The following is a 25,481-nucleotide window of genomic DNA, read 5'->3' on the forward strand; positions in this document are numbered from 1 at the left end:
GAGCCTCAGTCCAGCCGGTGTTCTTGCTCTTCAGCCGGAAGATGCAGACCCAGCTTGACGGCGGCGGAAGCGACGATCCGGGCCTTGGAGGCCAGCTCGTCCCGCTGGGCGGCGAGGCGGGCGTGCTCCTGTCTGATCTCTGTCTGCGCGGCAAGAAGGCGTTCCAGCTCGGCAGTCTTCCGGCTGACGCGCCAGCTCAGAAGCTGGCTGACGATCAGCACGGCCACGCCTGCGGCCAGCAGCAGCCGGAAGAGCAGGCGGAGGAAATCGCTGGAAAGCGGCTCGCGGCTTGGGCCGGTCTGCGCCGGGCCGTTGAAGCCGAAGCCGCTGTTCGGCTTGGCGGCGGCGGGGCGCGGGGCCTCCCGCCGGACATTGCGCCCCTTGTTGCCCGCAACCATCATTGTCAGATTTTTTCCGCCACGCGCAGTTTCGCGCTGCGGCTGCGGGGATTTGCGGCGATTTCTTCTGCGCCAGGCGGCACCGGCTTTTTGGTCAGCACCCGCAAGGCGGGGTTGGCGGCAAAGGACTGCTTGACCATCCGGTCTTCCAGCGAATGAAAGGTGATGACGCAGAGCCGCCCGCCGGACGCGAGGAGCTGCGGCGCGTCCGCCAGTGCTTGGGCGAGGTTGTCCAGCTCGCGGTTGACCGCAATGCGGAGGGCTTGAAACACCAAGGTGGCCGGGTGGATTTTTTTCGGCTGATATTTGACCGGAACGGCCTGCCGGACGATTTCGGCGAGCTGACGGGTGGTCGTCACCGGCTGAACCAGCCGGGCTTCGGCGATGAAGCGGGCGATGCGCCGGGCCTGCCGCTCCTCGCCGTAATGAAAGAAAATATCGGCCAGCTCGTCCTGGTTCAGGTTGTTGAGCAGCTCCGCCGCTGTCACCGGCAGGCTGCGGCTCATCCGCATGTCCAAAGGCGCGTCGCTCTGGAAGCTGAAGCCGCGCTCCGGGCTGTCGAACTGGAGGGAGGACACGCCGAGATCCAGCAGAATGCCGTCCAACGGGCCAGTTTCCTGCGCCCGGATGCGGGCCGCCATTTCGGCATAGGAGGAAGGAATCAGCTGAAAACGTCCGCCAAATTCCGCCAGCCGCTCTTGGGCCCGCGCGGCGGCTTGGCTGTCCCATTCAAAGCCGAACAGCCGCCCGTCCGGGCCGGACTGCCGAAGAATCAGCTCGGCATGACCGCCAAGACCGAGGGTGCCGTCGGCATAGCTGCCGCCGGAACAAGGCCGCAGCCAGTCCAGCACCTCGCGGGGCAGCACCGGGACATGCCGGGCCGTATCGTCTTTTTGCGCCGTCATCCGCCTTTTTTATACCACCTGCCCGGTTCCGTCAAGGAAACAAGCGGCGGCGCAGGCGCGGAAGGTCAGCTTTCCTCCAGCAGGCCGCTGAAATCGCCGCCGCCGAAGCTGTGTTCCGGGCCGGGGAAGGTGCCGCTGCCGACCTCGCTGATGTAGCTCGTCACCGCTTTTTTGATCTCCGGGGCAAGGTTGACGTACTGCTTGACAAAGCTGGGGACAAATTTTTCAAACAGGCCAAGCAGGTCGTTGGTGACCAGCACCTGGCCGTCGCAGTGTGGCCCTGCGCCAATGCCGATGGTCGGCACAGCGACCGAGCGGGTGATGATCTCCGCCAACCGGGCTGGAACCGCCTCCAGCACAATGCTGAAGACCCCGGCGGCCTCCAAGGCTTTGGCCTCGGCCAGCAGCCTGCGGGCCGCCGCCAAATCTTTGCCCTGCATCTTGTAGCCGCCCAGCTGTCCAGCGGTCTGCGGCGTGAGGCCGACATGCCCCATCACCGGCACCCCGGCCCGCACCAGCGCGCGCACCGCCGCGCAGACTTCCTCACCACCCTCCAGCTTGACCGCCGCGCAGCCTGCCTCTTTGAGAAAGCGGATGCCGTTGGCCGCCGCCTGCTCCGGGCTGATTTGATAAGAGCCGAAGGGCATGTCGGCGATCACCAAGGCGCGGGCCGCGCCCCGGCTGACCGCCCCGGCGTGGTGCAGCATCTGCTCCATCGTCACCGGCAGGGTGGAGTCATAGCCCAGCGCGACCATGCCCAGCGAGTCGCCCACCAGCAGCGCGTCCGCGCCCGCGCTGTCCAAAAGCCGGGCCATCGCCGCGTCGTAGGCGGTCAGCACGGCGAGCCGCTGGCCGCCTTTCCGGTCGCGGAAGTCCTTGACGGTGATTCTCTTCATTGGCAGCAGTTAAAAATCCCGCTCGTGCAGCAGGGTGTAGGTGAACTTGTTGCCGAAGGCCTTTTCGCCCGCCTGGCAGATGCGGATGAAGTCAGCGAACTGCCGCTGATCAGCGAAAACTTGGCAGCCAGCCGAGAACCGCTGCCGCTGAATGTAGTCCTCGCTGGTGCGGTGGATGTTGATGTTGAACATCCCGGTCTGGGTTTTGCGCTCAATCAGATTCAGCTTCTCGTCGCGGTTGCTGTCGCGGTAGACCGTGACCGGCTTCAGCCGCTGGCAGAGGGCGAGATGGCCGCTGTCCAAGCCCCGGTTGTGGATGTCGAGCTTGTACGCGCCCTTGTACTGCCCTTCTTTAAGAATGGCGGCCCCGGAGCTGTTGACCGGATGCCGCAGATAATACACGCTCGGATCTGTGGTGATGGGATAATAACTGATCTCCCAGCTGCCTTGGAACCGCTGGAACACGGTCAGCGTGTCGTTGAACGTGCCCGGCTCCGGGTCGCTGGCGCGGATGCCGACGATGTTCAGATTCCAGTCCATGCCCGGTGTGTCATAGACTTTGTGGCCTTTGGCCTTCATCACCTCAATCAGCTTTTCCACCGACGGTCGGAACATGATGTTTCCTCCTGCTCAAACACCGTACTGCTGCTTGAGCCGTTCGATCAGCTGGCCGATGTGGATGTCCGGCGGATTGAGCGGCCCCCAGTCAACAGTGGTGTTGGCGCTGCTGTCCGGGGTGATGACATTGCGGAGCCGCTGCTCCTTGTTGTACCAGTCGCGCTTGACCGAGCCGTCTTGACAGGCAGTGCTCTGCGTGTCGCCCCAGCGCAGCTCCGGGCAGTGGTAAGGATCAAAGGAGAGCTTGAAAAGCCTATCCATGATTTCGGCCAAAGTCAGCAAGACCGCCGCTCCAGCGGAGCTGGTGTAGCTGATCCGCAGCCGCGCCGAGCTGTCCTGCCAGATTTCCGCATAGCGGCGCACTAACTGGCTGGCTGTGCCGCTGAAGAGGTAGGGATGGCTGCCCCGCGCCACCGCCTCCACGCTCATGCTGATGAAACTGTGTGTTTCCTTCACCTGCGCCCGCAGCCGCGCGTCGCGGCCCGGCGTGGAGTAAGTCTCCCATTCGCCCTCGGCACCGTAGATGTTGCGCGGCAGGCTGCCGGGATGAGTCTTGCGGTGGATGCCGTTGTCAACAGCCGCCTTGACGGAATCCACCCGCTCCTTCAGGGCCTCGTGCAGGGCGGAAAGCTGCTGGCCAAGCTCAGTGACCGGATCAATCCGCGAGCCGCTGGAGGCCAGCCGCTTTTTCACCCATTGATGGTAGTTGAGATCGAAACCATCCACACGGTAGTTGCTCTGGCACTGGCTCTGGCCGGAATCAAAGAATTTTTCTGCCTGATTGGCGGCGAGGACGATGCTGCTGCCGCTCACTGTCTGCCGCCGCCAGCGGCGGAAGCCGCCGCCGCTCTTGCAGGAGCCGCGTGAAAGCGACTCGCCGAAGCGCTTGCTGGTCAGGCTGTTGTCCGGGTGGCCGTCCATCATCCAGACCGTGCCGTCCGCATCCACCCGCCCCACCACCAAAACGTGGCCGTTGGCATCATAATAAACAGTGCCCGGCGTGACGCTCTCCCGGCTGACTTCGGCCAAATAGGTGTCGGTCTTCTCCGTCGTCCATGCATAGCGGAAAAAGCCGCTGTGGACGCTGTTGCTGACAGCCCGCGCCAAGCTGGAGAAGCTGGCGTAGTCGAGGAAAGACTTGCGGCTGCCCGGCAGGTTGCCGCTGGTGTAGCGTCCGCCGGAGATGGTCGAGTTGAAGGAGAAGGGCAGCTTCTTTTTGTAAGCGAAATAGGCCCGGAGCAGATAGGGCAGGTCGGCGCAGTCGCTGAAGACGGAGAGGGTTCTGTCCTCGTCCGAGTAGAGGCTGTTGGCTGCCGGATTGCGCAGGCAGGCCGTCAGCGTGGCACCTTTTTTGGCGTAGAGCTGCTCGACCCAGCGCGAAAACTCGGCCTCATAGCTGTCGCTCCACTGATTCCGCACTGCCCACGCGCCGTTGAGGTTGACACTCCCAGTGCCCGCATCGCCGCCGCTGGTGGACGGCTCCGCCGCTGCGGTCAGCCGCCGCCACGTGCCGCCGCCGACATCAATTCTGCCGTCCGGCCTGCTCATGAAAGCGGTCTGGAAGGTTTTAATCGCCTGCACAAGCTGCGCCGAGCAGGTGTCGCTGACCGCCAGCGGCGCGGGGAGGATTTTGTTGAACAGGGCATAGACTGTCCGCACATCTTCCGTGCGGTTGACTCCGCCTTCGCCCACTGAGCCAGAAATCGAATACGGCATGAAAGACCTCGTTGTTGAGATTTATTCCCCGGCTGTCCCCAGCCAGAAATCATGCAGCACGGCGGTCAGCCCGCCCTGCGCGTCCCGGTAGTCCACCACCAGAGTCGGCGGCGGGCCGCTCTGCTCTGCTCCCTCCCGGCGGGAGGCGTAATACTGCTGCCCCTCGATGGGCGAATAATCCGGCTCTCCGAGCAGGCCCTCGACCTCGGCCTGCGGCATTCCCCGGCGTAGGTGCCGGTGAATGACCTCCAAGCTGTCGGAATCCTTGCGCTGCCGGTAGCTGGCCGCCGCCTGCGCCAGCTCCTGGCCGCCGCAGGCTGGCAGCGGCAGCAGAAAAAGAATGGTCAGCAGGAGCAGAACGGCCCGGCGGCAGGCTTTGTCAAGGCGCGGCGAAAACATAGCCCCACGCCTTGAGCTGACTGATGAAACGGCCAAGATCGCTGGCGGTTTCGCTCTGAACGTGCATCAACACCCGCAGCTGCCCGCCGCCGCCTTTATCGAGCTGCTTTTTGATCATCCGCAGCTTGGCCGGATCCATCGTGCCTTTGGGACTCTTCCAGTCCTCGGTGTCAACATCCCAGTTTTCAATTTTCAAGGAAAGGCTGGCTGCAACTCTGGCTAACTGGGGATCGTATGGCGGCCAGCCGCCTGCGCCGTAGGGCGGGCGAATTTTGGTCGGGGTCGTACCGGCAGCCTTTCTGATGCTGGCCTGCGTTTTTTCCAGCTCCAAGCGCACCGCAGCTTCAGACGCGCTGGCCAAGTTGGCATGGCTGTAGGAATGATTCTGCGCCCGGTGGCCGCGCTGGACGATCTCCTTGGCCGCAGCGGGAAAGCTGTCCACCTCTTTGCCCAGCACGTAAAATTCCGCTTTGACTCCGGCTGCGTCAAGGGCGTTTAAGATCGAATGCAGGGCGGATGTCGGAGCCGGGCCGTCGTCAAAAGAAAGGAGCAGCGGCGGCTTGCCTGAACCCTGCCCGGCGGCAGCGGCGTTGAGCTTGCGCCACGTTGTGCCGCCGACATCGATCCGGCCGTCCGGGCGGGAGAGAAAGGATTTTTGAAAATCGAAAATCGCCAAGATCAGCTCCGCTGTGCACTGGTCACTGGCAGGCAGGGGCGCGGGCAAAATTTTATTGAACAGAGCGACGACAAGCCGCACATCGCTTGGGAAATTTTTTCCGTTCCGTCCTACGGAACCGGCAAGAGAAACAGGCATGGCGCGCCTCCTGAGCTGGGAATCCGAACTGAAATCTCGCAGGCTTTCATTAATATTATTGCAACGTTAAGCTGACAGGCACTGCAGGAGCAATGAGCTGCCTGAGCGGAACCGAAGGCGGCGGTTTCGGCTCCGCTCAACCACCTTGTCCAGCTCCGCTCAACCGCCTTGACGCAATGGAGCGGGAACGTCAACGTAACATTGCAGGAACACTATAGACCCGCCAAGGAAAAAAAGTCAACAGGATTGCGCAAGAAAAAAAGGCGGATACGCTGGCCGCGCATCCGCCTGTCCGCTGCGGCTGAAAAAATCAGCCCGCCTGCTGCAAAGCCACTGCCACGGCCACTGATGCGCCAACCATCGGGTTGTTGCCCATGCCGATGAAGCCCATCATCTCGACGTGCGCGGGAACGGAAGACGAACCGGCGAACTGCGCGTCGCTGTGCATCCGGCCCATGGTGTCGGTCATGCCGTAGGAAGCCGGACCAGCGGCCATGTTGTCCGGGTGCAGGGTGCGGCCAGTGCCGCCGCCGGAAGCGACCGAAAAATACTTCTTGCCCAGCTCAAGGCATTCTTTCTTGTACGTTCCGGCCACCGGATGCTGAAAGCGGGTGGGATTGGTCGAATTGCCGGTGATTGAGACATCCACGCCTTCAAGATGATTGATCGCCACGCCTTCCCGCACATCATCCGCGCCGTAGCAGCGCACTTTGGCCCGCTCGCCGCTGGAAAACGCCTTTTCCTCAACGATGTTGAGCGCGCCGCTGTAATAATCGTACTGCGTCTTCACATAGGTGAAGCCGTTGATGCGGGAAATGATGTAGGCCGCGTCTTTGCCGAGGCCGTTGAGGATGACCCGCAGCGGCTCAGTGCGCACCCGGTTGGCGGACTTGGCGATGCCGATGGCGCCTTCCGCAGCGGCAAAGGACTCATGCCCGGCGAGAAAAGCGAAGCATTTGGTCTCCTCGCTGAGGAGCCGGGCGGCTAAATTGCCGTGGCCGATGCCGACCTTGCGGTTTTCCGCCACTGAGCCGGGAATGCAGAACGCCTGCAAGCCAATGCCCAGCGTCGAAGCAATCTCAACGGCCTTCTTCTGCCCTTTCTTCAGAGCGACAGCCGCACCGGCGATGTACGCCCAGCAGGCGTTCTCAAAGCAGATCGGCTGCACGCCCTTGACAATGGCATAGACATCCACGCCCGCATCCAGCGTCATCTGCTTGGCCGCATCCAAATCCTTGATCCCATGCTCGGCCAAAGCGGCGTTTATCTTGCTGATTCTCCGCTCGTATCCTTCAAAAAGCGCCATGATGTCTACTCCTTCCGGGGATCAATTGTTTTGACGGCCTCGTCGAAGCGCCCGTAGGTGCCGGTGGCCTTGGCCATCGCCTCTGCCGGATCGACACCCTTCTTGATCGCGTCCAGCATCGGCCCGATTCTGAGGAACTTGTAGCCGATGATCTCGTCGTTGGCATCCAGCCCCAGCTCCATGATGTAGCCCTCGGCCAGCTCCAAGTAGCGCGGCCCTTTCAAGCGGGTGCCGTAAGTGGTGCCGGTGACGGTGCGCAGCCCCTTGCCCAGATCCTCCAAGCCCGCGCCGATGGGCAGGCCGCCCTCAGAAAAGGCCGACTGAGTGCGGCCATAGCTGATCTGCTTGAAGAATTCACGCATGGCCACGTTGATCGCGTCGCAGACCAAGTCGGTGTTGAGGGCCTCCAGAATGGTCTTGCCCGGCAGAATCTCCGCAGCCATCGCTGCGGAATGGGTCATGCCGGTGCAGCCGACCACCTCGACAAGAGCCTCCTCGATGATGCCGTTTTTAACGTTCAAAGTCAGCTTGCAGGCGCCCTGATGCGGGGCGCACCAGCCGACCGCATGGCTCAGGCCGTTGATTTCGCTGATTTGACGCACCTGGTTCCATTGCCCCTCCTGAGGAATGGGCGAAGGCCCGTGATTCGGGCCTTGGGCGACGCAGTGCATCTCTTGGACTTCGTGGGAATATTCCATAACGCTTCTCCTCAGTGAAAAAGAAAAATGACAAGCTCCGCCCATGCTGCCAGCCGCAGCGGCGGAATGCCGGCATCTTCCGCAACAAACAGGCTGAAACCTGGCGGAGGACGGCCAGGCCGCCTCCGCCGCTAGGTCAGACCGAGGCGGTGTACTTCCGGATGGACTCGGCGATGGTGCGGAAGATGCGGGTGAATGTCTCCTCGTCGCGCTCCAGCAGGGTGATGCGGAAGCCCTGCAAGGAGGTGGCGAACGATGAGAGCGGCACCACGCAGATGCCGGTCGAGCCAAGCAGGTAATAGACAAAGCGCTTGTCCGGCTCCACGCCAGGGCCGCTGACCATTTTTTCCACGGTCGCGCGCACCTCGTCCTTGACAATAGGCAGGCTCTGCTTGTGATTGAGCAGGCCGTGCTCAAAGACCACGCTCATGTAGAACGCGCCGTTGGTGCGGTTGACCAGGACTCCTTTCAGCCCTTTCAGAATGTCGTAGGCGATGTTCGAGAATTTCTCATAGCGGCGGACGCGCTCATTGAGATACTTCGGATATTCCGGGTGCGTCACCACCTTGGGCAGGACCAGCTGCGGCAGGGTGGTGGAGCAGACCTCCATCATCTTGGCGTTGAGGATGGACTGAATGTATTTCTCGAACATGCAGTCGTGATGGCCGTTGTAGATCTCCATCCAGCCGCAGCGACCGCCCGGCCACGGCATCTCCTTCGACACGCCGCGCAGGCAGATCGCGGGCACGCGTTTGCCGATCACCGTGGCCAGCGGCACCGCTTTGGTGCCGTTGTAAACCATGTTCTGATAGACCTCGTCGCAGACCAAGAAAAGGTCGTAGCGGTCGGCGATGTCCACTATCGCCCGCAGGACGCTTTCAGGATAGACTGCGCCGGTCGGGTTGTCCGGGTTGATGATCAGGATGCCCGCGATGGCCGGGTTGTATTTGACATGGCACTCCAAATCATCCAAGTCCGGGTACCAGTTCTTGTTCGGATCAAGAATGTAGGTCAGCGGCGCGTCGCCGGCATGGGCGGCCTCGGCGGACGAATGCGTCGTGTAGCTCGGCGTGGGCACGATCACCCGCGCCGTGGGCCGGAGGAAGCCGAAAACTTTGGAGATCGCGTCGCCAAGGCCATTGAAGAAGAGGATGTCCTCCGCTGTGATCTGCGCCCCGCCCAAAGCGTTGGTCTGAGCGGCGATGAACTCGCGGGTGGACTGCACGCCGCGTGTCGGCGAATAGCCGTAGCTCAGGTTCTCCTGGGCCGCCTCCGCGACGATGTCCTTCATCCAGCCGGGAATCTGCTCGCCCTTGGCGATCGGGTCGCCGATGTTCTCCCAGTTCACCTTCACGCCCAGGGCCTGAAGCTGGTTGCCGACATTGACGATGTTGCGAATCTCATAGGTGAGTTCGCCAGCGCCGGCATGGACTATGTTCGTTCGCATGACCAGTCTCTCTCTCCTTTGCCGGACAGCCCGGCAGCTCATTGCTCAGGTTTGCAGCTCGGAAGGCTCCGGCGGCAACGCCGTCCTTCTGCCTGAAAGCTCAAGTCTTTACCACAGCCGGAGCGGGCCGTCAACCGCCTGATGGAGGAAATTCGCTTTCAGTCCGCCGCGCCGGGCGGAGGTTCAGGGGAGGCCGCTGTCAAGCCCGTGCTTTTTCAGCTTGTTCAGCAGCGTTTTGCGGGTGATCTGCAGACGGCGGGCGGCCTCGCTTTTGTTGCCGCCGGTGGCCGCCAAGGTCTTGACAATCAGCTGCAGCTCGGCCTCTTTGAGCGTGCCCTGCGGCTCCGCCGCCTCCTGCCGCAGGTGCATTTCCGCCCAGCGCTGCACCGCCAGCGGCAGGCCGCTCACGTCCAGATACTCGCCGCGTGTCAGGATCACGCAGCGCTCGATGGCGTTTTCCAGCTCGCGGACATTGCCTGGCCAAGGGTAGCGGCTGAGGATGTCCATGCAGTCAGGGGTGATTCCCTTGACCAGCCGCTTGTTGCGTTTGGCGCAGCGGCGGATGAAGAAATCGGTGAGCAGGGGGATGTCGCTTTGCCGCTCATGCAGGGAAGGCACGTCCAGCGTGACCACGTTCAGACGGTAATACAGATCCTCGCGGAAGCGGCCCTCCTGCACCTCGGCCTCCAGATCGCGGTTGGTGGCGGTGACAATGCGGACATCGACGCTGATCACCTCCTGCCCGCCGACGCGCTGCACCTCATGCTCCTGCAGCACGCGGAGGAGCTTGGCCTGCATGGCCGGGGTGGTCTCGCCGATCTCGTCAAGAAAAAGAGTGCCGTGCTGGGCCTGGACAAAACAGCCTTCCCGCCGTCGGTCCGCGCCGGTGAAGGCCCCTTTCTCATGGCCGAAGAGTTCCGACTCCAGCAGGTTCTCGGCCAAGGCCGCGCAGTTCACCTTGACGAACGGGCCGTCCTTGCGCAGACTGCGGTAGTGCAGGGCCGAAGCCACCAGCTCCTTGCCGGTGCCGGATTCGCCGCTGATCAGCACTGTGGCCTCGGTGGGCGCGACTTGCAGGATCATTTCCCAAAGCTCCTGCATGGGCGGCGAGGAGCCGATGATCCTGCCGTCCTCGTCAAAGGGCTGGCCGCCGTGCGGTTCCGGCTCGTCCGGCGGCAGGCGGTGGCTCATGGCGATTTCCGCCGTCTCACGGAGCCGCTCCAGATCAACCGGCTTGGTCAGATAGTCGTGCGCGCCTTCCTTGATGGCCTCCACCGCGAAATCAATGGACGAGGAGGCGGTGACCATCACCACCGGAATGGCCGGATTGATGGCCCGGATCTCCCGCAGCGCTCTGAGGCCGTCCATCTGCTTCATGCAGACATCCATCAGCACAAGGTCGAACGGCCCCTTCCGCACCTCATCCACCGCCGCCTGGCCGTCGTCAGCTTCGACGCAGCTCCAGCCCCAGCGGCTCAGAACGGCATTGAGGGCGTAGCGGTTCGACTGCTCGTCATCCACAATCAAAACTTTTGCGGCTTTTGGTGTCTTCATGATTTCAGCCCGCTTCAGCACTCTCCTCCCAGTTTAATTATTACAGACAGAGTAGGGGGAAAACAATGCGCTGTCCATAAAAAACATGCTGGCGGGGCGAATTCCGGCAGGCCGCGCCGCCGCCTGTTTTGTGGTTGACAAACCGGACTGCGGCAGCTATCTCTGTATGCGGCGGCCTGCTGTTCCTCCGGGCCGCCTCTCTTAAGTGTTCAGTTCAGGATGCGCTGTCAGCGTCCCTCCGCATCTGCCGCGTCAACCCAAGCCTTTCAAGGAGCCGCCCATGAGCAGCAAGGCCGCCTGTTTTTTTCTTCAGCTCGCGCTGATCCTCAGCCTCTCCGCCGCCCCCCTCAGGGCGCAGCCGCAGAAGGACAGCGGCAGCCTGCCTGAAGATTCGCGCGTGACCACCCTCTCCGCAGTGGCTGAATCAATAGTCTCGCTGACCGAGGAACTGCGGAGCAAGGAAAAGGAGCTTGAAGCGGCGGGCGGCGAGGAGCGGAAAAAGGCTGTGCAGGCGGAACTGAACAGCCTCAGCCAGCAGCTGAACAGTTTTGAGGAAAATTTCGAGAGCATCGCCACAGGAGTGAACTGGAGCGAGCTGAATGCCGCCAAGGAGCAGGACTTCAACTGGCAGAAAGAGCTGCGCGACATCTTTCAGCCCGCTCTGAAGGGGATGAAGAAAATCACTGAGCGGCCCATGCAGATTGAGAAGCTGCGCGGCGAGCTGGATTTTCATCAGAAGCAGCTTGCCGCGACGCAGCGGGCGGCAGCCAGCGTGGAGCAGCTGCTGCCGCTGGCGGAGCGGGCGGACCTGCGCCGCAGGCTCCGGACGGTGCGGCAGAAGCTGACCGAGCAGGAAAAGCAGCTGTCCAGCCAGCTGGCGGTCATCACCCACAAGCTGGAGGAGCGGCTGAACGAGAAAACCTCGCTCTGGCAGTCCAGCCAGGAGCTGCTTCAGATGTTCTTCAAAAGCCGGGGCAGAAACCTGCTGCTCTCCATTTTGGCTTTCGCCGCCGTCTTTTCGCTGCTCCGGCTTGGCTACCGCTTCCTCCGCAGGCTGATTCCGGCCTACAGGGAGCCGGTGCGGCCTTTCTACCTCCGCCTGTTCGAGGTCTCCTATCAGACCCTGACGTACGCGGGTGCCGGAGCCGCCCTGCTGCTGGCGTTGTACGTCCTCAACGACTGGATACTTCTCAGCGTGATGCTGGTTTTTTCTCTCGGCATCGCCTGGGCGGCCAAGCAGGGCGTGGCCCAGTTCTGGGAGCAGACCAAGCTGGTGCTGAACATCGGCGCGGTTCGGGACGGCGAGCGCATCGTCTACAACGGCCTGCCCTGGCGGGTCGCCTCGATCAGTCTTTACAGCCGTCTGGAAAATCCTGACCTCAGCACGCCTTTCATCCGGGTCCGGCTGAAAGATCTGATCGGGCTGGCTTCACGCCCTTATCACCCGCAGGAGCCGTGGTTTCCCTGCCGGACCGACGACTGGGTGCTGCTCTCTGACGGCTCTTTCGGCAAGGTCGGCATCCTGACACCTGAATTCGTCCAGATTTTTCTCGGCGATCTGCCCAAATTTTACCGCATGCAGGATTTTCTCAGCATGACTCCGGGCAATCTCTCCAAAGGCTTCTTTCTTGTCTCAACTTTCGGCATTGATTACGCCCATCAGGCCATCTGCACCGGCGAGGCGCCTGAGCTGCTGAAGGAGGCCCTGCGCCAGCGGCTGACTGAGGAGGGCTTCGGGGCCGACATCACCGACATAGTGGTGCAGTTCAAAGAGGCCGGGCTGTCCTCGCTCGACTTTCTGCTCGTCGCCTGCTTCAGCGGCAAGGCCGCGCCTTTCTACGGCAAGCTGAGCCGCCTGCTCCAGCAGATCGCGGTGGAGACCGCCACCGCCCAGCAATGGAGCATTCCCTTCCCGCAGGTTTCCTGCTCCTTCCGCGAGGGCGGGCCTGTCCTGCCCGGCGGAATTCAGAGCGTGTTGAGCAGTCGGCCCAGTGCCTCGACAGGCAGCGCCTGATCCGCCGGGGCGCAGAGCTGGGCGCAGCGCGGCATTTCCGGGAACTGGGCGGTTTCCGGCTCCTGCACCAAGGCCAGGCCGCCGCAGTCCTTGATCCGCTTCAGACCCCGCGCGCCGTCGCTGTTCGCCCCGGTCAGCACTACGCCGACCAGCGCGGGGCCGTAAACATCCGCCGCGCTCTCAAACAGCACGTCAATCGAGGGACGGCAGAAGTTGACCTTCTCCTCGACCGAGAGGGAAAAGGTCTCGTCCCGCTCGATCAGCAGATGATAATCCGGCGGGGCGACATAGACACGGCCGGGCAGAATCTTTTCTTTTTCAACGGCTTCCTGCACAGCGAGATGGGTGCAGGAGGCGTAAAAACGGAAGAGGTAGTCGCCCTGCTCTCGGTGCAGATGCTGGACGATGATCAGCGGCAGCCGGAAGCCGGGACTCAGCTGGGCCAGCAAGGCTGCGACCGCCTGCATCCCGCCTGCCGAGCAGCCTGCCACAACCGCCCTGCGCCTCATCATCGCCGCTCCGCTCCGCTGTCCCGCACCCGCTTGCGGTAGATTCTGTTTTTGCTGTCAATCTCCTCGCAGCGGCTCTCGCTGGAGGAAAAACGCAGGCTTTCCTTGGTGCCGAGGCAGAGGAAGCCGCCCCGGATCAGGCTGCTGTCTAAAAGCCGCAGCACCCGGTCTTTCAGCTCCTGATTGAAATAGATCATCACGTTGCGGCAGAGGATCAGGTGCATTTCAGCGAAAACCTGATCAGAGGCCAGATTGTGGTTGGCAAAGGTGATGCTTTTTTTCAGCTCCCGGCTCATGATGATGTGGTCATGGGAGGCGTGGCAGTAGCGGCTGAAAGAGTCGTGCGGCCCGCTTTTCTGGTAATTCTCGCTGTATTCCCGCACCTGCCGCAGCGGGTAGATGCCTTCTTTGGCCACAGCCAGAGCCTGATCATTGATGTCGGTGGCGTAGATGGTGGAATGCGCGGCCAGCCCCTCCTCTTTGAGGAGAATGGCCATGGTGTACGCCTCCTCGCCGCTGGCGCAGCCCGCCACCCAGACCCGGATGTAGGGGTAGGTGCGCAGCAGCGGCACCACGTTCTCCCGCAGCGAACGCCAGAATTCCGGGTCGCGGAACATGCCGGACACGGTGATCGAAAAGGCGGCCAGCAGCTCTTGAAAAAAAGCAGGATCGTGCAGCGCCTTGGGGATCAGTTCGCCTGCCGAAGCCAACCCGGTCTGCTCCATCAGCTGCCGCAGCCGCCGCACCACGCTGGCGCGGGCATAGCTGCGGAAGTCGTAGCCGTAGCGGCGGAAGACGGCCTCCAGCAGCAGGTCAATTTCAAGATTTTCCAGCTCGTTCTGATTCATGCCTGCCGGTAGAGCCAGACCCGCATCATCGACAGCAGCCGTTCCAGATCAATCGGCTTGGCCAAATAATCGCTGGCTCCGGCCTCGATGCACTTCTCCCGGTCCTCCTTCATCGCCTTGGCGGTCAGGGCGATCACCGGCAGGTCGCGGAGTTCGCGCTGCGCCCGGATCCGGCGCGTGGCCTCGTAGCCGTCCATCTCCGGCATCATGATGTCCATCAGCACCAGATCAATCCGCCCGTCTTCCGCCAGCGTTTTCAGGGCTTTTTTGCCGTCCTCGGCAATGACCACCTCCATTCCCTTTTCCTCCAGAATGCCGGACAGGGCGAAGACGTTGCGCATGTCGTCGTCAACCAGCAGGATGCGCTTGCCCTTGAAAATATTCTCCTGATCGTAGAGGCCGGTGATGATCTCCTGCTTCTTGTCCGGCATCTGCTCCACCACCCGGTGCAGGAAGAGCGAGGTCTCGTCCAGCAGCCGCTCGCGGGAGCGGGCGTTTTTGATGATGATGGATTCGGCGTACTTGTTCAGCTCCTTCTCCTCCTCGCGGCTCAGTTCCCTGCCGGTGTAAATGATCACCGGCGGCACCTTAATCTTCTGCTCGCCCGCCAGCCTGCGCAGCAGCTCAATGCCGTTGCAGTCGGGCAGGCCCAGATCCAGCACCATGCAGTCAAATCGCTCGCTGCGCAGGAGGGCGTGGGCCTCCTCGCCGGTCTTGGCCTCCTCGATGACTGTGTCCTCGCTGCCCACCAGCTCGACCAAGGCGGCGCGCAGCGCGTCGTCGTCCTCCACCACCAGCAGCCGCTTGACCTTGCTGCTGCTGATTGACTCAAAGCGGGCCAGAGCCTCGGCGATCTGCTCCTGATCCACCGGTTTGGTGAAGAATCCGACCGCGCCCTGCCGGAAGGCTTCGCGGCTGCCCTCCTCGACAGACATCATGTGCACCGGGATGTGGCGGGTGGCGGGATTGGTCTTCAGGCTGGTCAGAACAGTCCAGCCGTCAATGCCGGGCAGCTTGATGTCCAAGATGATGCCGGTGGGCTGATGCCGCTCCGCCAGCTGAAGGCCCTCCTCGCCGGTCTCGGCGGCCAGAGCCTTGAAGCCGCGCCGTCGGCACTGATCCATGAGAATTTTGGCAAATTTACGATCGTCCTCAATGATCAGGATGCTCCGCGCTCCCGGACTGAGGCTGCTGCGGTCGTCCTCGGCGGCCTGCGGCTGCTGCGGGCGGGGCGGCAAGGAGAGCGCGGCAGGCCGCTTCAGCTCCGGCGGCGCGGCGGCTTTCTGCTCTTTGCCGCTGTCCTGGATGCCGTGCAACGGCAGATAGAGAGTGAAGACCGAGCCTTTGCCCGGCTCGCTGACCAGCTGAATCTCGCCGCCGAGCAGCGCGGCCAGCTCCCGCGAGATGGAGAGGCCGAGGCCGGTGCCGCCGTACTTGCGTCCAGTGGAGCCGTCCGCCTGTTGGAAGGCCTCGAAGATAATCTTCTGTTTGTCCGCCGGGATGCCGATGCCGGTGTCGGCCACGCTGATGGCGACCGTCTCCTCGGCGGCAAGCTCCTCGCGGCGGAAACGGACTCCTGCCGCCGGAACAGCGAAGGCCAAGCGGACGCTGCCCGCCTCGGTGAATTTGATGCTGTTGCCGATGAAATTTTTGACAATTTGCTCCAGCCGCTTGCGGTCGGTGAGCAGGGCCGGAGGCAGGGCCGGATCAATGCTGACCGAGAAATCCAAGCCTTTCAGCTCGGCCATGTGGTTGAAAAGATTGCGGGCGTTCTCGGCCACTTCGGTTAAAGCCACCTCTTCAGCCTCCACCTCCACCCGGCCCGCCTCGATTTTGGACAGATCAAGTATCTCGTTGATCAAATTGAGCAAATCTTTGCCCGATTCAACAACCACCTTGGCAGCCTCCTGCTGGTGTTCAGTCAAATTGCCCTGCCTGTTGTCGGCCAAGGTCTGGGAAAGCAGCAGCAGGCTGTTGAGCGGGGTGCGCAGCTCATGGCTCATGTTGGCCAAAAATTCGGACTTGTACTTGGAGGCCAAGGCCAGATCGCGCGAACGCTCCTCGATCTCCTCGCGGGCGGCGATCAGCTCCTGATTGCGGTTTTCGATCTCGCTCTTCTGGGCGATCAGAGCTTCAGTCTTCTCCTTGAGGCGGGAATTGGTGGTCTCCAGCTCGGCCTGCTGGCTTTCCAGCTCCTCCTGGAATTCCTTCAAGGCCACGGTCTGCGCCTCCAATTCCTCATTGGTGGCTTTCAGCTCCTCGCCCTGATGACGTAATTCCTCGGACTGCCGCTGCGTCTCCTCCAGCAGCTCCTGCACCTCCTGGCGGCGGCGGGCGACATCAAAGACGATGGCGATGCTGTCCCCGGCCTCGCGGAGGAAATTCATATCCTCATCGGAAAATTCTTTGAAGGAGGCCAGCTCAATCACCCCGACCAGACGCTCCTCGTGCAGGAACGGCGCGGCCACGATGTTGCAGGGCGGCGCGTCGCCGAGCGAGGAGCTGATGCGGACATAGCCTTCCGGCAGGTCAGTGACCGAGATGAGCGATTTCTCCAGCGCGGCCTGCCCGGCAAGACCCTCGCCCAGCTCGATGGAGGAGCTGAGGCCCTTGCGCTTGCTGAAGGCGTAGCTGCCCGCCATGACCAGTTTCTGGCCGCTCTTGTCCGTCAGGTAGAGGGAGGCCATCTGCGCGCCAAGGAAGCGGGCGAGAAAACTGCTGATTTTCCGCGCCAGCGTCCGCGCGTCGAGCTGGCCCCGCGTCTGCTCGGCCAGCTCGGCGATGCCGGTTTTGTGGCGGAAATTCTTCTCCACCGAATCCACCATGAAATCAAGCGCGTCGGCCAGCTGGCCGATTTCGTCCGAGCGCCGCAGGTTGAGCCGCTGCTTGAGGTCGCCGGCGGCGATGGTGTCGGCCACGCCGGCGGCGTAGATGATCGGCCTGCTGATCGAGCGGGCGATGAACCAGGCCACCGCGCCCACAGCGGCGAAGGTGAGGAGCAGGGCGGCTGAGAGCCAGAGCAGCACCTGCCTGCCCGCCTTGGCGCTGGTTTCGTCCATCACGGTTTTGTAGCGCAGCGCCTCGCTTTCATTGACTTCGCAGATCAGCGCCCAGCGCACGCCGAACACGTCGAGGGGACTCCAGGAGGACAGCACGGTGTTGCCGAGGTAGTCTTTGATGATGCCGGTGCCGCTTTTCCCTTGCAACGCGCTGCGGCTGGCCTCGGTGCTGACCTTGTTGCCCTGCCGGAACGACTCCACCCGGCTGTAGCGTTCCGGGGCGAGCATGGAGTCGGAGCGCATGAAGCCGTCCTCGCCGACCAAATATGCTTCGAGCGAATGATTTCTTGTTCCGGTCATTCTGATCATCGTCCGCAGCGCCTGGGTGGAGGGCTGCACGGCCAGATACGCCTCGTCCTGCCCGGCGTTTTTGATTCTGGTGATCAGAAAGGCGGACGGCTCGTTGTTGAGCGGCGCATAAGGCGCGTAGTCGCCGAAGGCGATGTTCTGGCCGGGGTTCTGCCGCAGCTGGGCAAAGGCCCGGCCCAGCGGGCTGCTCATCAGCGGCGCGCGGCTGAGAGACTGGCCGAGATCAGAGGCTTTGCTGAGGGAATAGATGATTTTTCCCTCCGCGTTGATCAGGAAGAGATTGTTCCAGTCAAAATCGCGGCAGACATCTTGGAAGAGGCCGTCGCTCTCATCCGCCAGCTTCTGCCAAGTCTCGGCATCCGCCTGATCCAAGGCGCGGAAGATTTGCAGCAGCCAGGGGTTGTCGCGGAGCATGGACATCTCCCCTTCCATCTTTTTGAAAAAGGAGGCGACCTGCTTCTCTTTGATCTCGCAGATGATTTTCAGCTCGTCGTAGGCGGCCTGCTCCACAGCGGCGACTCCCTGTCCGCCCACGGTTTTCAGCCCCTGCGAGGCGATCAGCCAGAGCGTGAGGCCGATGAAGAGCAGGGGAATCAGGCCCACGCCGAGGTGCGAGGCGATCATTCTGGCGTGCAGGCCGCGCCTGACGGCGGCGCGGCTGCGGCTGGCTGGCTGGCTGCTTTTATTGTTCATCGCAATGCTCCGCAGTGCTGTTGTACACAACCACCCTGTTTCTGCCTGACTCCTTGGCAAGATAGAGGGCGCGGTCCGCGCAGCAGATCAGGTCGTCCGGCTGCTGCGGCTTATGGTCCTGATAGGAGGCGATGCCGATGCTCACGGTCATGCCGATGCTGATCTGAAGCCCGGCAAAAGGCTGCTCCGCGCAAAGGGCGCGGATTTTTTCAGCGGCGGTCAGCGCGCCGCTGAGGCCGGTTTGCGGCAGCAGGACGATAAACTCCTCGCCGCCGAAGCGGAAGGAGAAGTCTGAGCGGCGGATTCCGGCCAGTATCCGGGCGGCGAACTCCTTGATCACGAAATCGCCGAAGTCGTGGCCGTAGGTGTCGTTCACTTTTTTAAAATGATCCAAGTCGAGCATGAGCAGGGACAGCTCGGTGCCGTAGCGGCGGCTCCGCTCCGCCTCCCGCTTCATCACCTCAGCCAGCTTGCGCCGGTTGCAGAGGCCGGTCAGCTCGTCATGCGTGGCCATGCGCTCCAGCAGGCGGTTCTGCTCCAAAACCAGCTGCTTGGCATGCTCCAGCTCGCTGATGGTCTCTCTGAGCTGCTGCTGCTGCCGGTAAATTTCCATAAAAAAAAGCACCTTGCCAAGCAGAATTTCCGGGTGGAAGGGCTTGGTGATGAAATCCACCGCTCCTGAATTATAGCCTTTGAAAATATGAAAACTGTCAGAATAAATGGCGGAGAGAAAAATAATCGGCAGGCGGCTGGTCTTCTCCCTGCCCCGGATCAGCCGGGCCAGCTCGTAGCCGTCCATCTCCGGCATCTGGACATCAAGAATCGCCAGCGCAAAGTCGTGATGCAGGAGCTGCCGGAGGGCCTCGTTGCCGCTGTCAGCCTCGACAAATTCCGCCGCCGCCTCGTGCAGGACGGTTTTCAGGGTGAAGAGATTGTTCGGCTTGTCGTCAACAATCAGTATCTTGATCGGCTCGGCCATTGTCCTGTCCCGCGTTGAGTCTTGTCACCGGTCCCGGCTGAGGACATAGCCAGCCAAGCTGCGGAGCGCAGTCACGCCGTCCTGCTGCCAGTCCTGATCAAAGCAGGCCAAGGCCGCCAGCCCTGCCGCCATTTCCTGCTCCGCCCGCTGGCGGCTGTACGTGAAACTGCCCAGCCGCTCCATCAGCTGCCGCACATAGGAGCACGACGCGCTCAGACTGCGGCCTTCTTGGACGATCAGGAAAAGCTGGTCGTGTTCTTGATGCCCCGCTCTGCTCAGGGCATGAATCAGCGGCAGGGTCATTTTGCCTTCAAGCAGGTCGTTGCAGGTCTTCTTGCCGGTGGCCAGCTCGTCGCCGAGATAATCAAGCAGATCGTCGGCGATCTGAAAGGCCCGCCCGATTTTTTCGCCGTACAGTGCCAAGGCCGCGACTTGATCCCGGTCGCCTTGGCCGTGCAGCGCTCCGACCGCGCAGGCTGCCCGGATCAGTCCTGCGGTTTTCTTGTCGATAATATCAAAATACTGCGCCTCGGTCACTGCCGGATTGGCGACGCGGCGCATCTGGAGGAATTCGCCGTCTGCCATGCCTGCCGCCGCCTCGCTGAAAATTTCCAAAGCCTGTGGCCCGGCCAGCGAGCCGATCAGGCGCATGGAGCGGGCGTGCAGCCAGTCGCCGGTGAGAATCGCCGCTGGCAGGCCGTAGCGGCTGACCACCGATTCCTTGCCCCGGCGGCTGTCAGCGTGGTCAAGCACGTCGTCGTGAATCAGTGTGGCGGTGTGCAGATATTCAAAGGCGGCGGCGATCTGGCCGAGCGTCCGCGCCTCACCTTTGCCGCAAAGCCGCGAGCAGAGGACAGTCAGCAAGGGCCGCAGCCGCTTGCCGCCGGAGAGCAAAGCGTAGCGCAGCACCTCAGCTAAAAGCGGGTCGCAATCGCTCAGGGTTTCGGCAAGTTCAGCGCGGATGACGGTCTCGATTTCGGCGGCGTTCTGGGCGATCAGGGCAAACAGGGCGGCGGTTTCCGCTGCGGAGGGCTTCATCTTTTTCCCTTGGCTGGGTATAATTGAAAAATCGGGCCGCACTGGCGGCGGGCTGAAGTCATGGGGCAAAGAACTTTTCCACATCCCGCAGGTTGCGGGTCAGGGGCGAGGGCGGCAGACTGGCAATGAATCTGCCGCCGTAGGGTTTGGTGAAGAGGCGCACGTCAAGGACAGCGGCCACGCCCCGGTCTCCGGCCCGGCGCATCAGACGGCCCACGCCCTGCCGCAGGCTGAGGATGGCCCTCGGCACCTGAAATTCAAAAAAAGGATTGCCGCCAGCGGTCTTGATCCGCTCAATCCGGGCCAGCAGCACCGGATCGGTTGGCACCTCAAAAGGCAGCTTGTCAATGATCACCATGCTCAAAGATTCACCCGGCACGTCAACGCCCTCCCAGAAGCTGGCCACGGCCAAAAGCACCGAGTCGGTCTCTTTGGCGAAGCGGTCTAGCAGAAGCTGGCGGGAGGCTGAGCCTTGGCGGAGCAGCGGATAGGGCAGCGCGTCGCGCAGACTGTGCCAGGCCTGCTCAAGGGCCTGAAACGAGGTGAAGAGCACAAGTGCCCGTCCGCGCGAGCAGATGAGCAGCTTTTTCAGCTCCTGATGCAGCCGCTCCCGGTGGCCGGGGGCGTTGGGTTCGGGAAAACTGCTGTCCGGGACATACAGCAGCGTCCGGCTTTTATAATCAAAAGGCGAGGGAAAAATGCAGGCCGGGCTGTCTTCCGGCAAGCCAAGCCGCTGACGGAAATAGCCCGCGCTGAGGGTGGCTGAGGTAAAGACGCAGTGCCGCATTTGAGCGAAGAGCGTTTTTTGCAGGTCAGCCGCCACATCAATCGGCGTGGCCGCGAGGCTCAGATTTTTTTCGCTCCGCTCAAACCAGCGCACATGGCTGCTTTGCTCGACATCAAGCTGGGCTGTGATCTGCGCCAGATTTTCACCCAGCTCCTCGCAGCGCGGCAGAAGCTGCTTCCACGGGCCGTCGTCGTTTTTTTCGCCGGTCAGCTCTATCTGCTCGGCTAAGAATTCCAAATCAGCCAGCAGGGTGTCTTTGAGCAGATCGAGCGCAGGCTGGGCGGCAAAAAGTTCGGGCAGAGGAAAACGGCCTCTGGCAGGGGGGAAGAGGCTGAAAAATCGTTCGCCGATGCCGGTCAAATTTTCAAAGGCGGTGAAGAGTTTTTTATGCTTCCGCTTGCCGCCGCTGTCCTTCGCCGCTTTTTCGACATCAGCGATCAAATCCAGCAGCTGGTAGCGCGAGAAGGACAGGCCGAAGAACTGGGCGGCGATGTCCTCCAGATGGTGCGCCTCGTCAAAAACAACGCTCTCGCAGCGGGGCAGCACCTCGCCATAGCCGCTCCGGCGCACGGCCAGATCAGAAAAGAGCAGGTGGTGGTTGACGACTAATATCTGGCAGGAGGCGGCTTCGCGTCGGACTCTGTTCAGATAGCAGCGGCTGTGGTCGGGACAGTCTGAGCCGAGGCAGAAATGGGTCTGGCAACAGATTTTCTGCCAAAGCGGCGAGCTGCCGGAAAGGCCGGGCAGCTCGGCCCGGTCGGCGAAGACCGTTTTCTTCAGCCAAGCGCGGAGCTTGGCCGTGGAAACGCCGCCGCTGTCCTCGACGGCGAACAGCTCCAGCTGGCCGCCTGCAATGAGCTGGTGCCAGCGGTGCAGGCAGAGATAATTTTGGCGGCCCTTGACGCACATCGCCTTCAGCTCCGGGGCGAGCTGCTCGCGGACGAACGGAATTTCGCGGCTGAGGATCTGATCCTGCAAATTGCGGGTGTTGGTCGAGACCAGCGTCTTCCGCCCGCTGAGCACCGCCGGGATCAGATAGGCCAGTGTCTTGCCTAGGCCGGTCTCAGCCTCCAACAGCAGACAGGCCGCAGGCGGGCCGTCCTGCCGGGCCAGCAGCTCCGCCACGGCTTCAGCCATCCGCCGCTGGCCGGGCCGGGCCTCATGTTCCGGCAGATGCCGGACAAGAATGCCTGCCGGGCCGAAGATATGCTCCATCGTCTCGCTCATGCCTCCTCCAAGGCTGTCAGCATAGCGTTGACGTTTTTCGGTTGTCAACAGCAAAGGCATAAAGTAGTAATGATTCATGGAGGAATACCCCTCGCGCCGCAGAACCTTTCACCAGAGAGAAACGCTCATGTGCGATCCTGATGCCCTCAAGTCCGTCGGTCTCCTTCACGACGATGTCTATCTGGAGGAGGACGAGGTGGTGCTGGCGGTGGATGATTTTGTCCAAATTGCCGGAATCATCAAGGCCTATCTCCAGCACCGCCACCTGAAGACAGTGACCGCCGGCACCGCCGCCGAGTTCCGGCAGCTGCTGCCGCAGGTCCGGGCCGCCTTGGTGCTTTTGGACATCAACCTCCCGGACGGCAGCGGCGTGGATCTGATCTCGGAGATCAAAGCCGCCGACCCGGACACGGCGGTGATCATGCTCTCCGGCGTGACCGACCTCCAGACCGCGCTGAAGTGCATCCGGCACGGCGCTGACGACTACCTGACCAAGCCGGTGCAGTTCGAGCCGTTCTGGGAGACCGTGCGCAAAGTGCTGGAGAAGCGGCGGCTGAAGATCAGCAACCGCCGCTACCAGAAGCAGATTGAGCAGGGCAGTTTCCGTCTTCGGCTGCTGCACGAGCTGGCAGTGAAGATGAACTCCGCCTACCTCAGCATGACCGCCTTGGATGAGATTCTGCGGGCGATTTTGGTCGGCATCACCGCTGAGGAGGGGCTGGGCTTCAACCGGGCCTTTCTCGCCCTTTTTGACGACAAAGAGCAGGTTCTGGAGGGCAGGCTGGCCATCGGGCCGGGCTGCCGCGAGGACGCGCGCCGGATCTGGCAAGAGATCAGCGCCAAGGACTTGGGCTTTCATGACCTCATGGACGCGGTGCGCAGCCACGGCTTTCATGAGGACAGCGAGGTGAACCGGATCGTCCGCGCCCTGCGGATTGAATCCGCCGACAAGGAGCATCTGCTCTTCCGCGCCGCCGCCGAACGCCGGACCATCAACGTCTGCCAAGGGCAGTCCGACTGCTGCCCGGCGCCGGTCGAGCTGATGGGCCTGCTGGAGGAGGACAGCTTCGTTGTTGTGCCGCTGTATTGCCAGAACGCCGCGCTGGGAGTGATTATCGCTGACAACTTTGTCACCGGCAGGCCGATTGATGATGACGCGGTCAAAGCCTTGGAGAGCTTCGCCAGCCAGGCCAGCCTGGCCATTGAGCACTGGCGCATCTACATGCAGATGGAGCGCAAGATCAAGGAGCTGGAGGCTGTGACCGAGGAGCTGGGAAAAAATAAGGATCTGCTGGTCGAGGCCGAGCGCTATGCGGCGGTGGGGCAGGTGGCGGCCCAGCTTGCCCACAACATCCGCAATCCGGTCACGGCCATCGGCGGCACGGCACGGCTGCTGGCCCGCAAGATCGAAGACGCGCAGCAGCTCAACTTTCTCGGCATGATGATCAACGAGACGGTCAAGATTGAGCAGACGCTGGAGGATCTGCTCAATTTTGTTGACAAAATGCCGCCGGAAAAAGAGCAGGCCATGCTCTATCCCTTAGTGGTCAAGTCGCTGATGCTCTTTTACAGCTCAATGCAGAAGCAGGGCGTGGAATATGAGGTGCAGATGCCGGACCGCCAGCTGGAATGGCGGCTCGATCCTGCCCAGATCAGACGGGTTTTTGTGCATCTGATCCGCAACGCGGTCGAGGCGATGGAGCAGGGCGGCAGGCTGGTGGTCGAGGCCGCCGCCTTGGACGGACGGCTGCGGATTTCAGTGCGGGACACCGGCCTTGGCATCGCTGAGGCGGACATCCGCCGGGCTTCAGATCCCTTCTACACCACAAAAACCGCAGGCACCGGCGTGGGTCTGACCTTGGTGGAGCGGATCGTCAAAGAGCATGGCGGCGAGCTGCTCATCCGCAGGCAGGAAAGCGGCGGCACCGAAGTCGCTTTCACCCTGCCGGGCGGCTGAAGCGCATTTGCAGTTGCCAAAAGGGTCTGAACCTGATACAGAAGGAGGGCATTTTCTCCCCTGACAAAATTTTCTTCAAAAGGAACACATCATGGCCCAGGAATCTCTCATCCGTCTTGCCGGACGGGTGCTGCAAGTCCCGCCTTCCCCAACCCTCGCCGTCAACGCCAAAGCCAAAGCGCTGAAAGCTGCGGGCGAGAACATCCTCAACTTCAGCGTCGGCGAGCCGGACTTCGACACGCCGGAGCACGTCCGCGAGGCGGGCAAAAAAGCGATTGACAACGGCCAGACCCGCTACACCGCTGTGCCGGGCATCCCGGAGCTGCGCGAGGCGGTCGCCATGCGCTTCAAAGCGGATCACGGCTGGGATTATCATCCCGATCAGATTCAAATCTGCTGCGGCGGCAAGCACGGCCTCTACAACATTTTCCAAGCCATGCTCAATCCCGGCGATGAGGTGCTGGTGCCTGCGCCGTACTGGGTCTCTTATCCGCCGATGGTGCAGCTCGCAGGCGGCGTGCCGGTCGAGGTGCCTTTGGACGAGGCTGCCGGTTTCGACCTCAATCCAGCCACTCTTGCCGCCAAGGCCACAGAGAAAACCCGCGCCATCTTCCTCAACAGCCCGTCGAATCCCGCCGGCTCAATCTTCTCGGAAAAAGCACTGCGGGCCGTGGCCGACATGGCCCTTGAGCGCGGCTGGCTCGTGGTCAGCGACGACATCTACGAGACAATCTGTTATCTCGACGGCAAGCTGCCGCACATTCTTGATGTCGAGCCGCGCTTGAAAGAGCAAACTGTGGTGCTCAACGGCGTGTCCAAATCCTTCGCCATGACCGGCTGGAGAATCGGCTACTGCGCCGGGCCGCTGCATCTGATCAAGGCGATGAATAAAGTGCAGAGTCATTCCACCTCCAATCCGTGCAGCCCAGCGCAGTACGCCGCTTTGGCCGCTCTGACCGGCCCGCAGGATTTCCCCGGCGAAATGAAAAAAGCCTTTCTGCCCCGCCGCGATTTCTTTGTCCGCGATCTGGAGTCCATCGCGGGCGTGACCTGCGTCAATCCCAGCGGCGCGTTCTATGTCTTCCCCAACTTCTCCGCCTATTACGGCAAGTCCTTCAAGGGCAAGGCGATCAAGGATTCCGTGGCCATGGCGGATTACTTCCTCGACGAGGCCAAGGTGGCCTCAGTGCCGGGCGCGGCTTTCGGCGCAGATGCCTTTGTCCGCTTCTCCTTCGCCACCTCAATGGCGGTGATTGAGGAAGGCATGGCCCGGATCAAGAAGGCCTTGGCGGCCTTGAACTGACAAGTCA

Annotated in this window: 20 protein-coding genes; 3 read left to right on the plus strand and 17 right to left on the minus strand. The window is 62.1% G+C overall.

All coding sequences use genetic code 11. From position 1 onward, the window contains the following. Positions 1–5: 5 nt before the first annotated feature. The 11 genes from ACNKH3_RS08785 to ACNKH3_RS08835 all read right to left on the minus strand — a co-directional run bounded on the left by ACNKH3_RS08785 (position 6) and on the right by ACNKH3_RS08835 (position 10,751). Positions 6–401: a hypothetical protein gene (locus tag ACNKH3_RS08785; RefSeq protein WP_417917137.1), complete on the minus strand. Its 396-nt coding sequence runs from the start codon at positions 399–401 to the stop codon at positions 6–8. Between the two features lie 2 nt (positions 402–403). Continuing rightward, positions 404–1,303 (minus strand): 16S rRNA (cytosine(1402)-N(4))-methyltransferase RsmH, encoded by a 900-nt coding sequence (gene rsmH, locus ACNKH3_RS08790; protein WP_417917138.1) that lies wholly within the window; start codon positions 1,301–1,303, stop codon positions 404–406. Positions 1,304–1,368: 65 nt separating this feature from the next. Then, positions 1,369–2,199, minus strand: a complete 831-nt coding sequence (gene panB / locus ACNKH3_RS08795; protein ID WP_417917139.1) for a 3-methyl-2-oxobutanoate hydroxymethyltransferase — start codon at positions 2,197–2,199, stop codon at positions 1,369–1,371. Positions 2,200–2,208: 9 nt separating this feature from the next. Then, positions 2,209–2,814, minus strand: coding sequence for a hypothetical protein (locus ACNKH3_RS08800; protein ID WP_417917140.1), 606 nt, complete (start codon positions 2,812–2,814; stop codon positions 2,209–2,211). A 15-nt stretch (positions 2,815–2,829) separates the two neighbouring features. Beyond that, on the minus strand, positions 2,830–4,533 hold the full coding sequence (locus ACNKH3_RS08805; RefSeq protein ID WP_420208956.1) for a hypothetical protein: 1,704 nt from the start codon (positions 4,531–4,533) through the stop codon (positions 2,830–2,832). 21 nt (positions 4,534–4,554) lie between these two features. Continuing rightward, the gene (locus tag ACNKH3_RS08810; protein WP_420208957.1) at positions 4,555–4,932 is read right to left on the minus strand and encodes a hypothetical protein; all 378 of its coding nucleotides are present in this window, start codon (positions 4,930–4,932) and stop codon (positions 4,555–4,557) included. Continuing rightward, positions 4,913–5,746: a polysaccharide deacetylase family protein gene (locus tag ACNKH3_RS08815; protein WP_420208958.1), complete on the minus strand. Its 834-nt coding sequence runs from the start codon at positions 5,744–5,746 to the stop codon at positions 4,913–4,915. The genes ACNKH3_RS08810 and ACNKH3_RS08815 overlap by 20 nt, the downstream gene beginning before the upstream one ends. Before the next feature lie 310 nt (positions 5,747–6,056). After that, the gene (locus ACNKH3_RS08820) at positions 6,057–7,052 is read right to left on the minus strand and encodes a GGGtGRT protein (protein ID WP_417915926.1); all 996 of its coding nucleotides are present in this window, start codon (positions 7,050–7,052) and stop codon (positions 6,057–6,059) included. Between the two features lie 5 nt (positions 7,053–7,057). Then, positions 7,058–7,750 (minus strand): iron-sulfur cluster assembly scaffold protein, encoded by a 693-nt coding sequence (locus tag ACNKH3_RS08825; RefSeq protein ID WP_417915927.1) that lies wholly within the window; start codon positions 7,748–7,750, stop codon positions 7,058–7,060. 136 nt (positions 7,751–7,886) lie between these two features. Further along, the gene (locus tag ACNKH3_RS08830) at positions 7,887–9,197 is read right to left on the minus strand and encodes a pyridoxal phosphate-dependent aminotransferase (protein WP_417915928.1); all 1,311 of its coding nucleotides are present in this window, start codon (positions 9,195–9,197) and stop codon (positions 7,887–7,889) included. Between the two features lie 183 nt (positions 9,198–9,380). Next, positions 9,381–10,751, minus strand: a complete 1,371-nt coding sequence (locus ACNKH3_RS08835; RefSeq protein ID WP_417915929.1) for a sigma-54-dependent transcriptional regulator — start codon at positions 10,749–10,751, stop codon at positions 9,381–9,383. Positions 10,752–11,031: 280 nt separating this feature from the next. Between ACNKH3_RS08835 and ACNKH3_RS08840 the strand changes: the two genes are divergently transcribed. Next, the gene (locus ACNKH3_RS08840) at positions 11,032–12,765 is read left to right on the plus strand and encodes a hypothetical protein (protein WP_420208959.1); all 1,734 of its coding nucleotides are present in this window, start codon (positions 11,032–11,034) and stop codon (positions 12,763–12,765) included. Here ACNKH3_RS08840 and ACNKH3_RS08845 read toward each other — a convergent pair. Genes ACNKH3_RS08845 through ACNKH3_RS08870 form a run of 6 tightly spaced genes read right to left on the minus strand, consistent with a single transcriptional unit; the run spans position 12,717 to position 22,214 of the window. Then, positions 12,717–13,274: a chemotaxis protein CheB gene (locus ACNKH3_RS08845; protein WP_417915936.1), complete on the minus strand. Its 558-nt coding sequence runs from the start codon at positions 13,272–13,274 to the stop codon at positions 12,717–12,719. The two genes, ACNKH3_RS08840 and ACNKH3_RS08845, sit on opposite strands and share 49 nt — an antisense overlap. Further along, complete coding sequence (locus ACNKH3_RS08850) at positions 13,274–14,122, minus strand: CheR family methyltransferase (protein WP_417915931.1); 849 nt, start codon at positions 14,120–14,122, stop codon at positions 13,274–13,276. Before ACNKH3_RS08850 ends, ACNKH3_RS08845 begins: the two co-directional genes overlap by 1 nt. Further along, the gene (locus tag ACNKH3_RS08855; protein ID WP_420208960.1) at positions 14,119–18,183 is read right to left on the minus strand and encodes a response regulator; all 4,065 of its coding nucleotides are present in this window, start codon (positions 18,181–18,183) and stop codon (positions 14,119–14,121) included. The genes ACNKH3_RS08850 and ACNKH3_RS08855 overlap by 4 nt, the downstream gene beginning before the upstream one ends. Further along, positions 18,173–19,162 (minus strand): diguanylate cyclase, encoded by a 990-nt coding sequence (locus ACNKH3_RS08860; protein WP_417915933.1) that lies wholly within the window; start codon positions 19,160–19,162, stop codon positions 18,173–18,175. The genes ACNKH3_RS08855 and ACNKH3_RS08860 overlap by 11 nt, the downstream gene beginning before the upstream one ends. Positions 19,163–19,186: 24 nt before the next feature. Continuing rightward, entirely contained in the window at positions 19,187–20,200 is a 1,014-nt protein-coding gene (locus tag ACNKH3_RS08865; RefSeq protein WP_417915934.1) for a polyprenyl synthetase family protein, read from the minus strand. 58 nt (positions 20,201–20,258) lie between these two features. Continuing rightward, positions 20,259–22,214 (minus strand): ATP-dependent DNA helicase, encoded by a 1,956-nt coding sequence (locus tag ACNKH3_RS08870; protein WP_420208961.1) that lies wholly within the window; start codon positions 22,212–22,214, stop codon positions 20,259–20,261. Between the two features lie 127 nt (positions 22,215–22,341). On the opposite strand from ACNKH3_RS08870, the gene ACNKH3_RS08875 reads away from it, so the two are divergent. Further along, a complete protein-coding gene (locus tag ACNKH3_RS08875; protein WP_420208962.1) occupies positions 22,342–24,171 on the plus strand; it encodes an ATP-binding protein in 1,830 nt (609 codons plus the stop codon). A gap of 91 nt (positions 24,172–24,262) precedes the next feature. Continuing rightward, a complete protein-coding gene (locus ACNKH3_RS08880) occupies positions 24,263–25,474 on the plus strand; it encodes a pyridoxal phosphate-dependent aminotransferase (RefSeq protein WP_417917036.1) in 1,212 nt (403 codons plus the stop codon). The last annotated feature ends 7 nt before the right edge of the window (positions 25,475–25,481 follow it).

The organism is Candidatus Electronema sp. JC, assembly GCF_048287365.2.
Taxonomy (GTDB): Bacteria; Desulfobacterota; Desulfobulbia; order Desulfobulbales; family Desulfobulbaceae; genus Electronema.

Coding starts and splice junctions, on each gene's coding strand:
- ACNKH3_RS08875 (WP_420208962.1), top strand. CDS start 22,342: ATGTGCGATCCTGATGCCCTCAAGTCCGTCGGTCTCCTTCACGACGAT.
- ACNKH3_RS08815 (WP_420208958.1), bottom strand. CDS start 5,746: ATGCCTGTTTCTCTTGCCGGTTCCGTAGGACGGAACGGAAAAAATTTC.
- ACNKH3_RS08880 (WP_417917036.1), top strand. CDS start 24,263: ATGGCCCAGGAATCTCTCATCCGTCTTGCCGGACGGGTGCTGCAAGTC.
- ACNKH3_RS08785 (WP_417917137.1), bottom strand. CDS start 401: ATGATGGTTGCGGGCAACAAGGGGCGCAATGTCCGGCGGGAGGCCCCG.
- rsmH (WP_417917138.1), bottom strand. CDS start 1,303: ATGACGGCGCAAAAAGACGATACGGCCCGGCATGTCCCGGTGCTGCCC.
- ACNKH3_RS08810 (WP_420208957.1), bottom strand. CDS start 4,932: ATGTTTTCGCCGCGCCTTGACAAAGCCTGCCGCCGGGCCGTTCTGCTC.
- ACNKH3_RS08870 (WP_420208961.1), bottom strand. CDS start 22,214: ATGAGCGAGACGATGGAGCATATCTTCGGCCCGGCAGGCATTCTTGTC.
- ACNKH3_RS08805 (WP_420208956.1), bottom strand. CDS start 4,533: ATGCCGTATTCGATTTCTGGCTCAGTGGGCGAAGGCGGAGTCAACCGC.
- ACNKH3_RS08855 (WP_420208960.1), bottom strand. CDS start 18,183: ATGAACAATAAAAGCAGCCAGCCAGCCAGCCGCAGCCGCGCCGCCGTC.
- panB (WP_417917139.1), bottom strand. CDS start 2,199: ATGAAGAGAATCACCGTCAAGGACTTCCGCGACCGGAAAGGCGGCCAG.
- ACNKH3_RS08820 (WP_417915926.1), bottom strand. CDS start 7,052: ATGGCGCTTTTTGAAGGATACGAGCGGAGAATCAGCAAGATAAACGCC.
- ACNKH3_RS08865 (WP_417915934.1), bottom strand. CDS start 20,200: ATGAAGCCCTCCGCAGCGGAAACCGCCGCCCTGTTTGCCCTGATCGCC.
- ACNKH3_RS08850 (WP_417915931.1), bottom strand. CDS start 14,122: ATGAATCAGAACGAGCTGGAAAATCTTGAAATTGACCTGCTGCTGGAG.
- ACNKH3_RS08835 (WP_417915929.1), bottom strand. CDS start 10,751: ATGAAGACACCAAAAGCCGCAAAAGTTTTGATTGTGGATGACGAGCAG.
- ACNKH3_RS08800 (WP_417917140.1), bottom strand. CDS start 2,814: ATGTTCCGACCGTCGGTGGAAAAGCTGATTGAGGTGATGAAGGCCAAA.
- ACNKH3_RS08825 (WP_417915927.1), bottom strand. CDS start 7,750: ATGGAATATTCCCACGAAGTCCAAGAGATGCACTGCGTCGCCCAAGGC.
- ACNKH3_RS08845 (WP_417915936.1), bottom strand. CDS start 13,274: ATGAGGCGCAGGGCGGTTGTGGCAGGCTGCTCGGCAGGCGGGATGCAG.
- ACNKH3_RS08860 (WP_417915933.1), bottom strand. CDS start 19,162: ATGGCCGAGCCGATCAAGATACTGATTGTTGACGACAAGCCGAACAAT.
- ACNKH3_RS08830 (WP_417915928.1), bottom strand. CDS start 9,197: ATGCGAACGAACATAGTCCATGCCGGCGCTGGCGAACTCACCTATGAG.
- ACNKH3_RS08840 (WP_420208959.1), top strand. CDS start 11,032: ATGAGCAGCAAGGCCGCCTGTTTTTTTCTTCAGCTCGCGCTGATCCTC.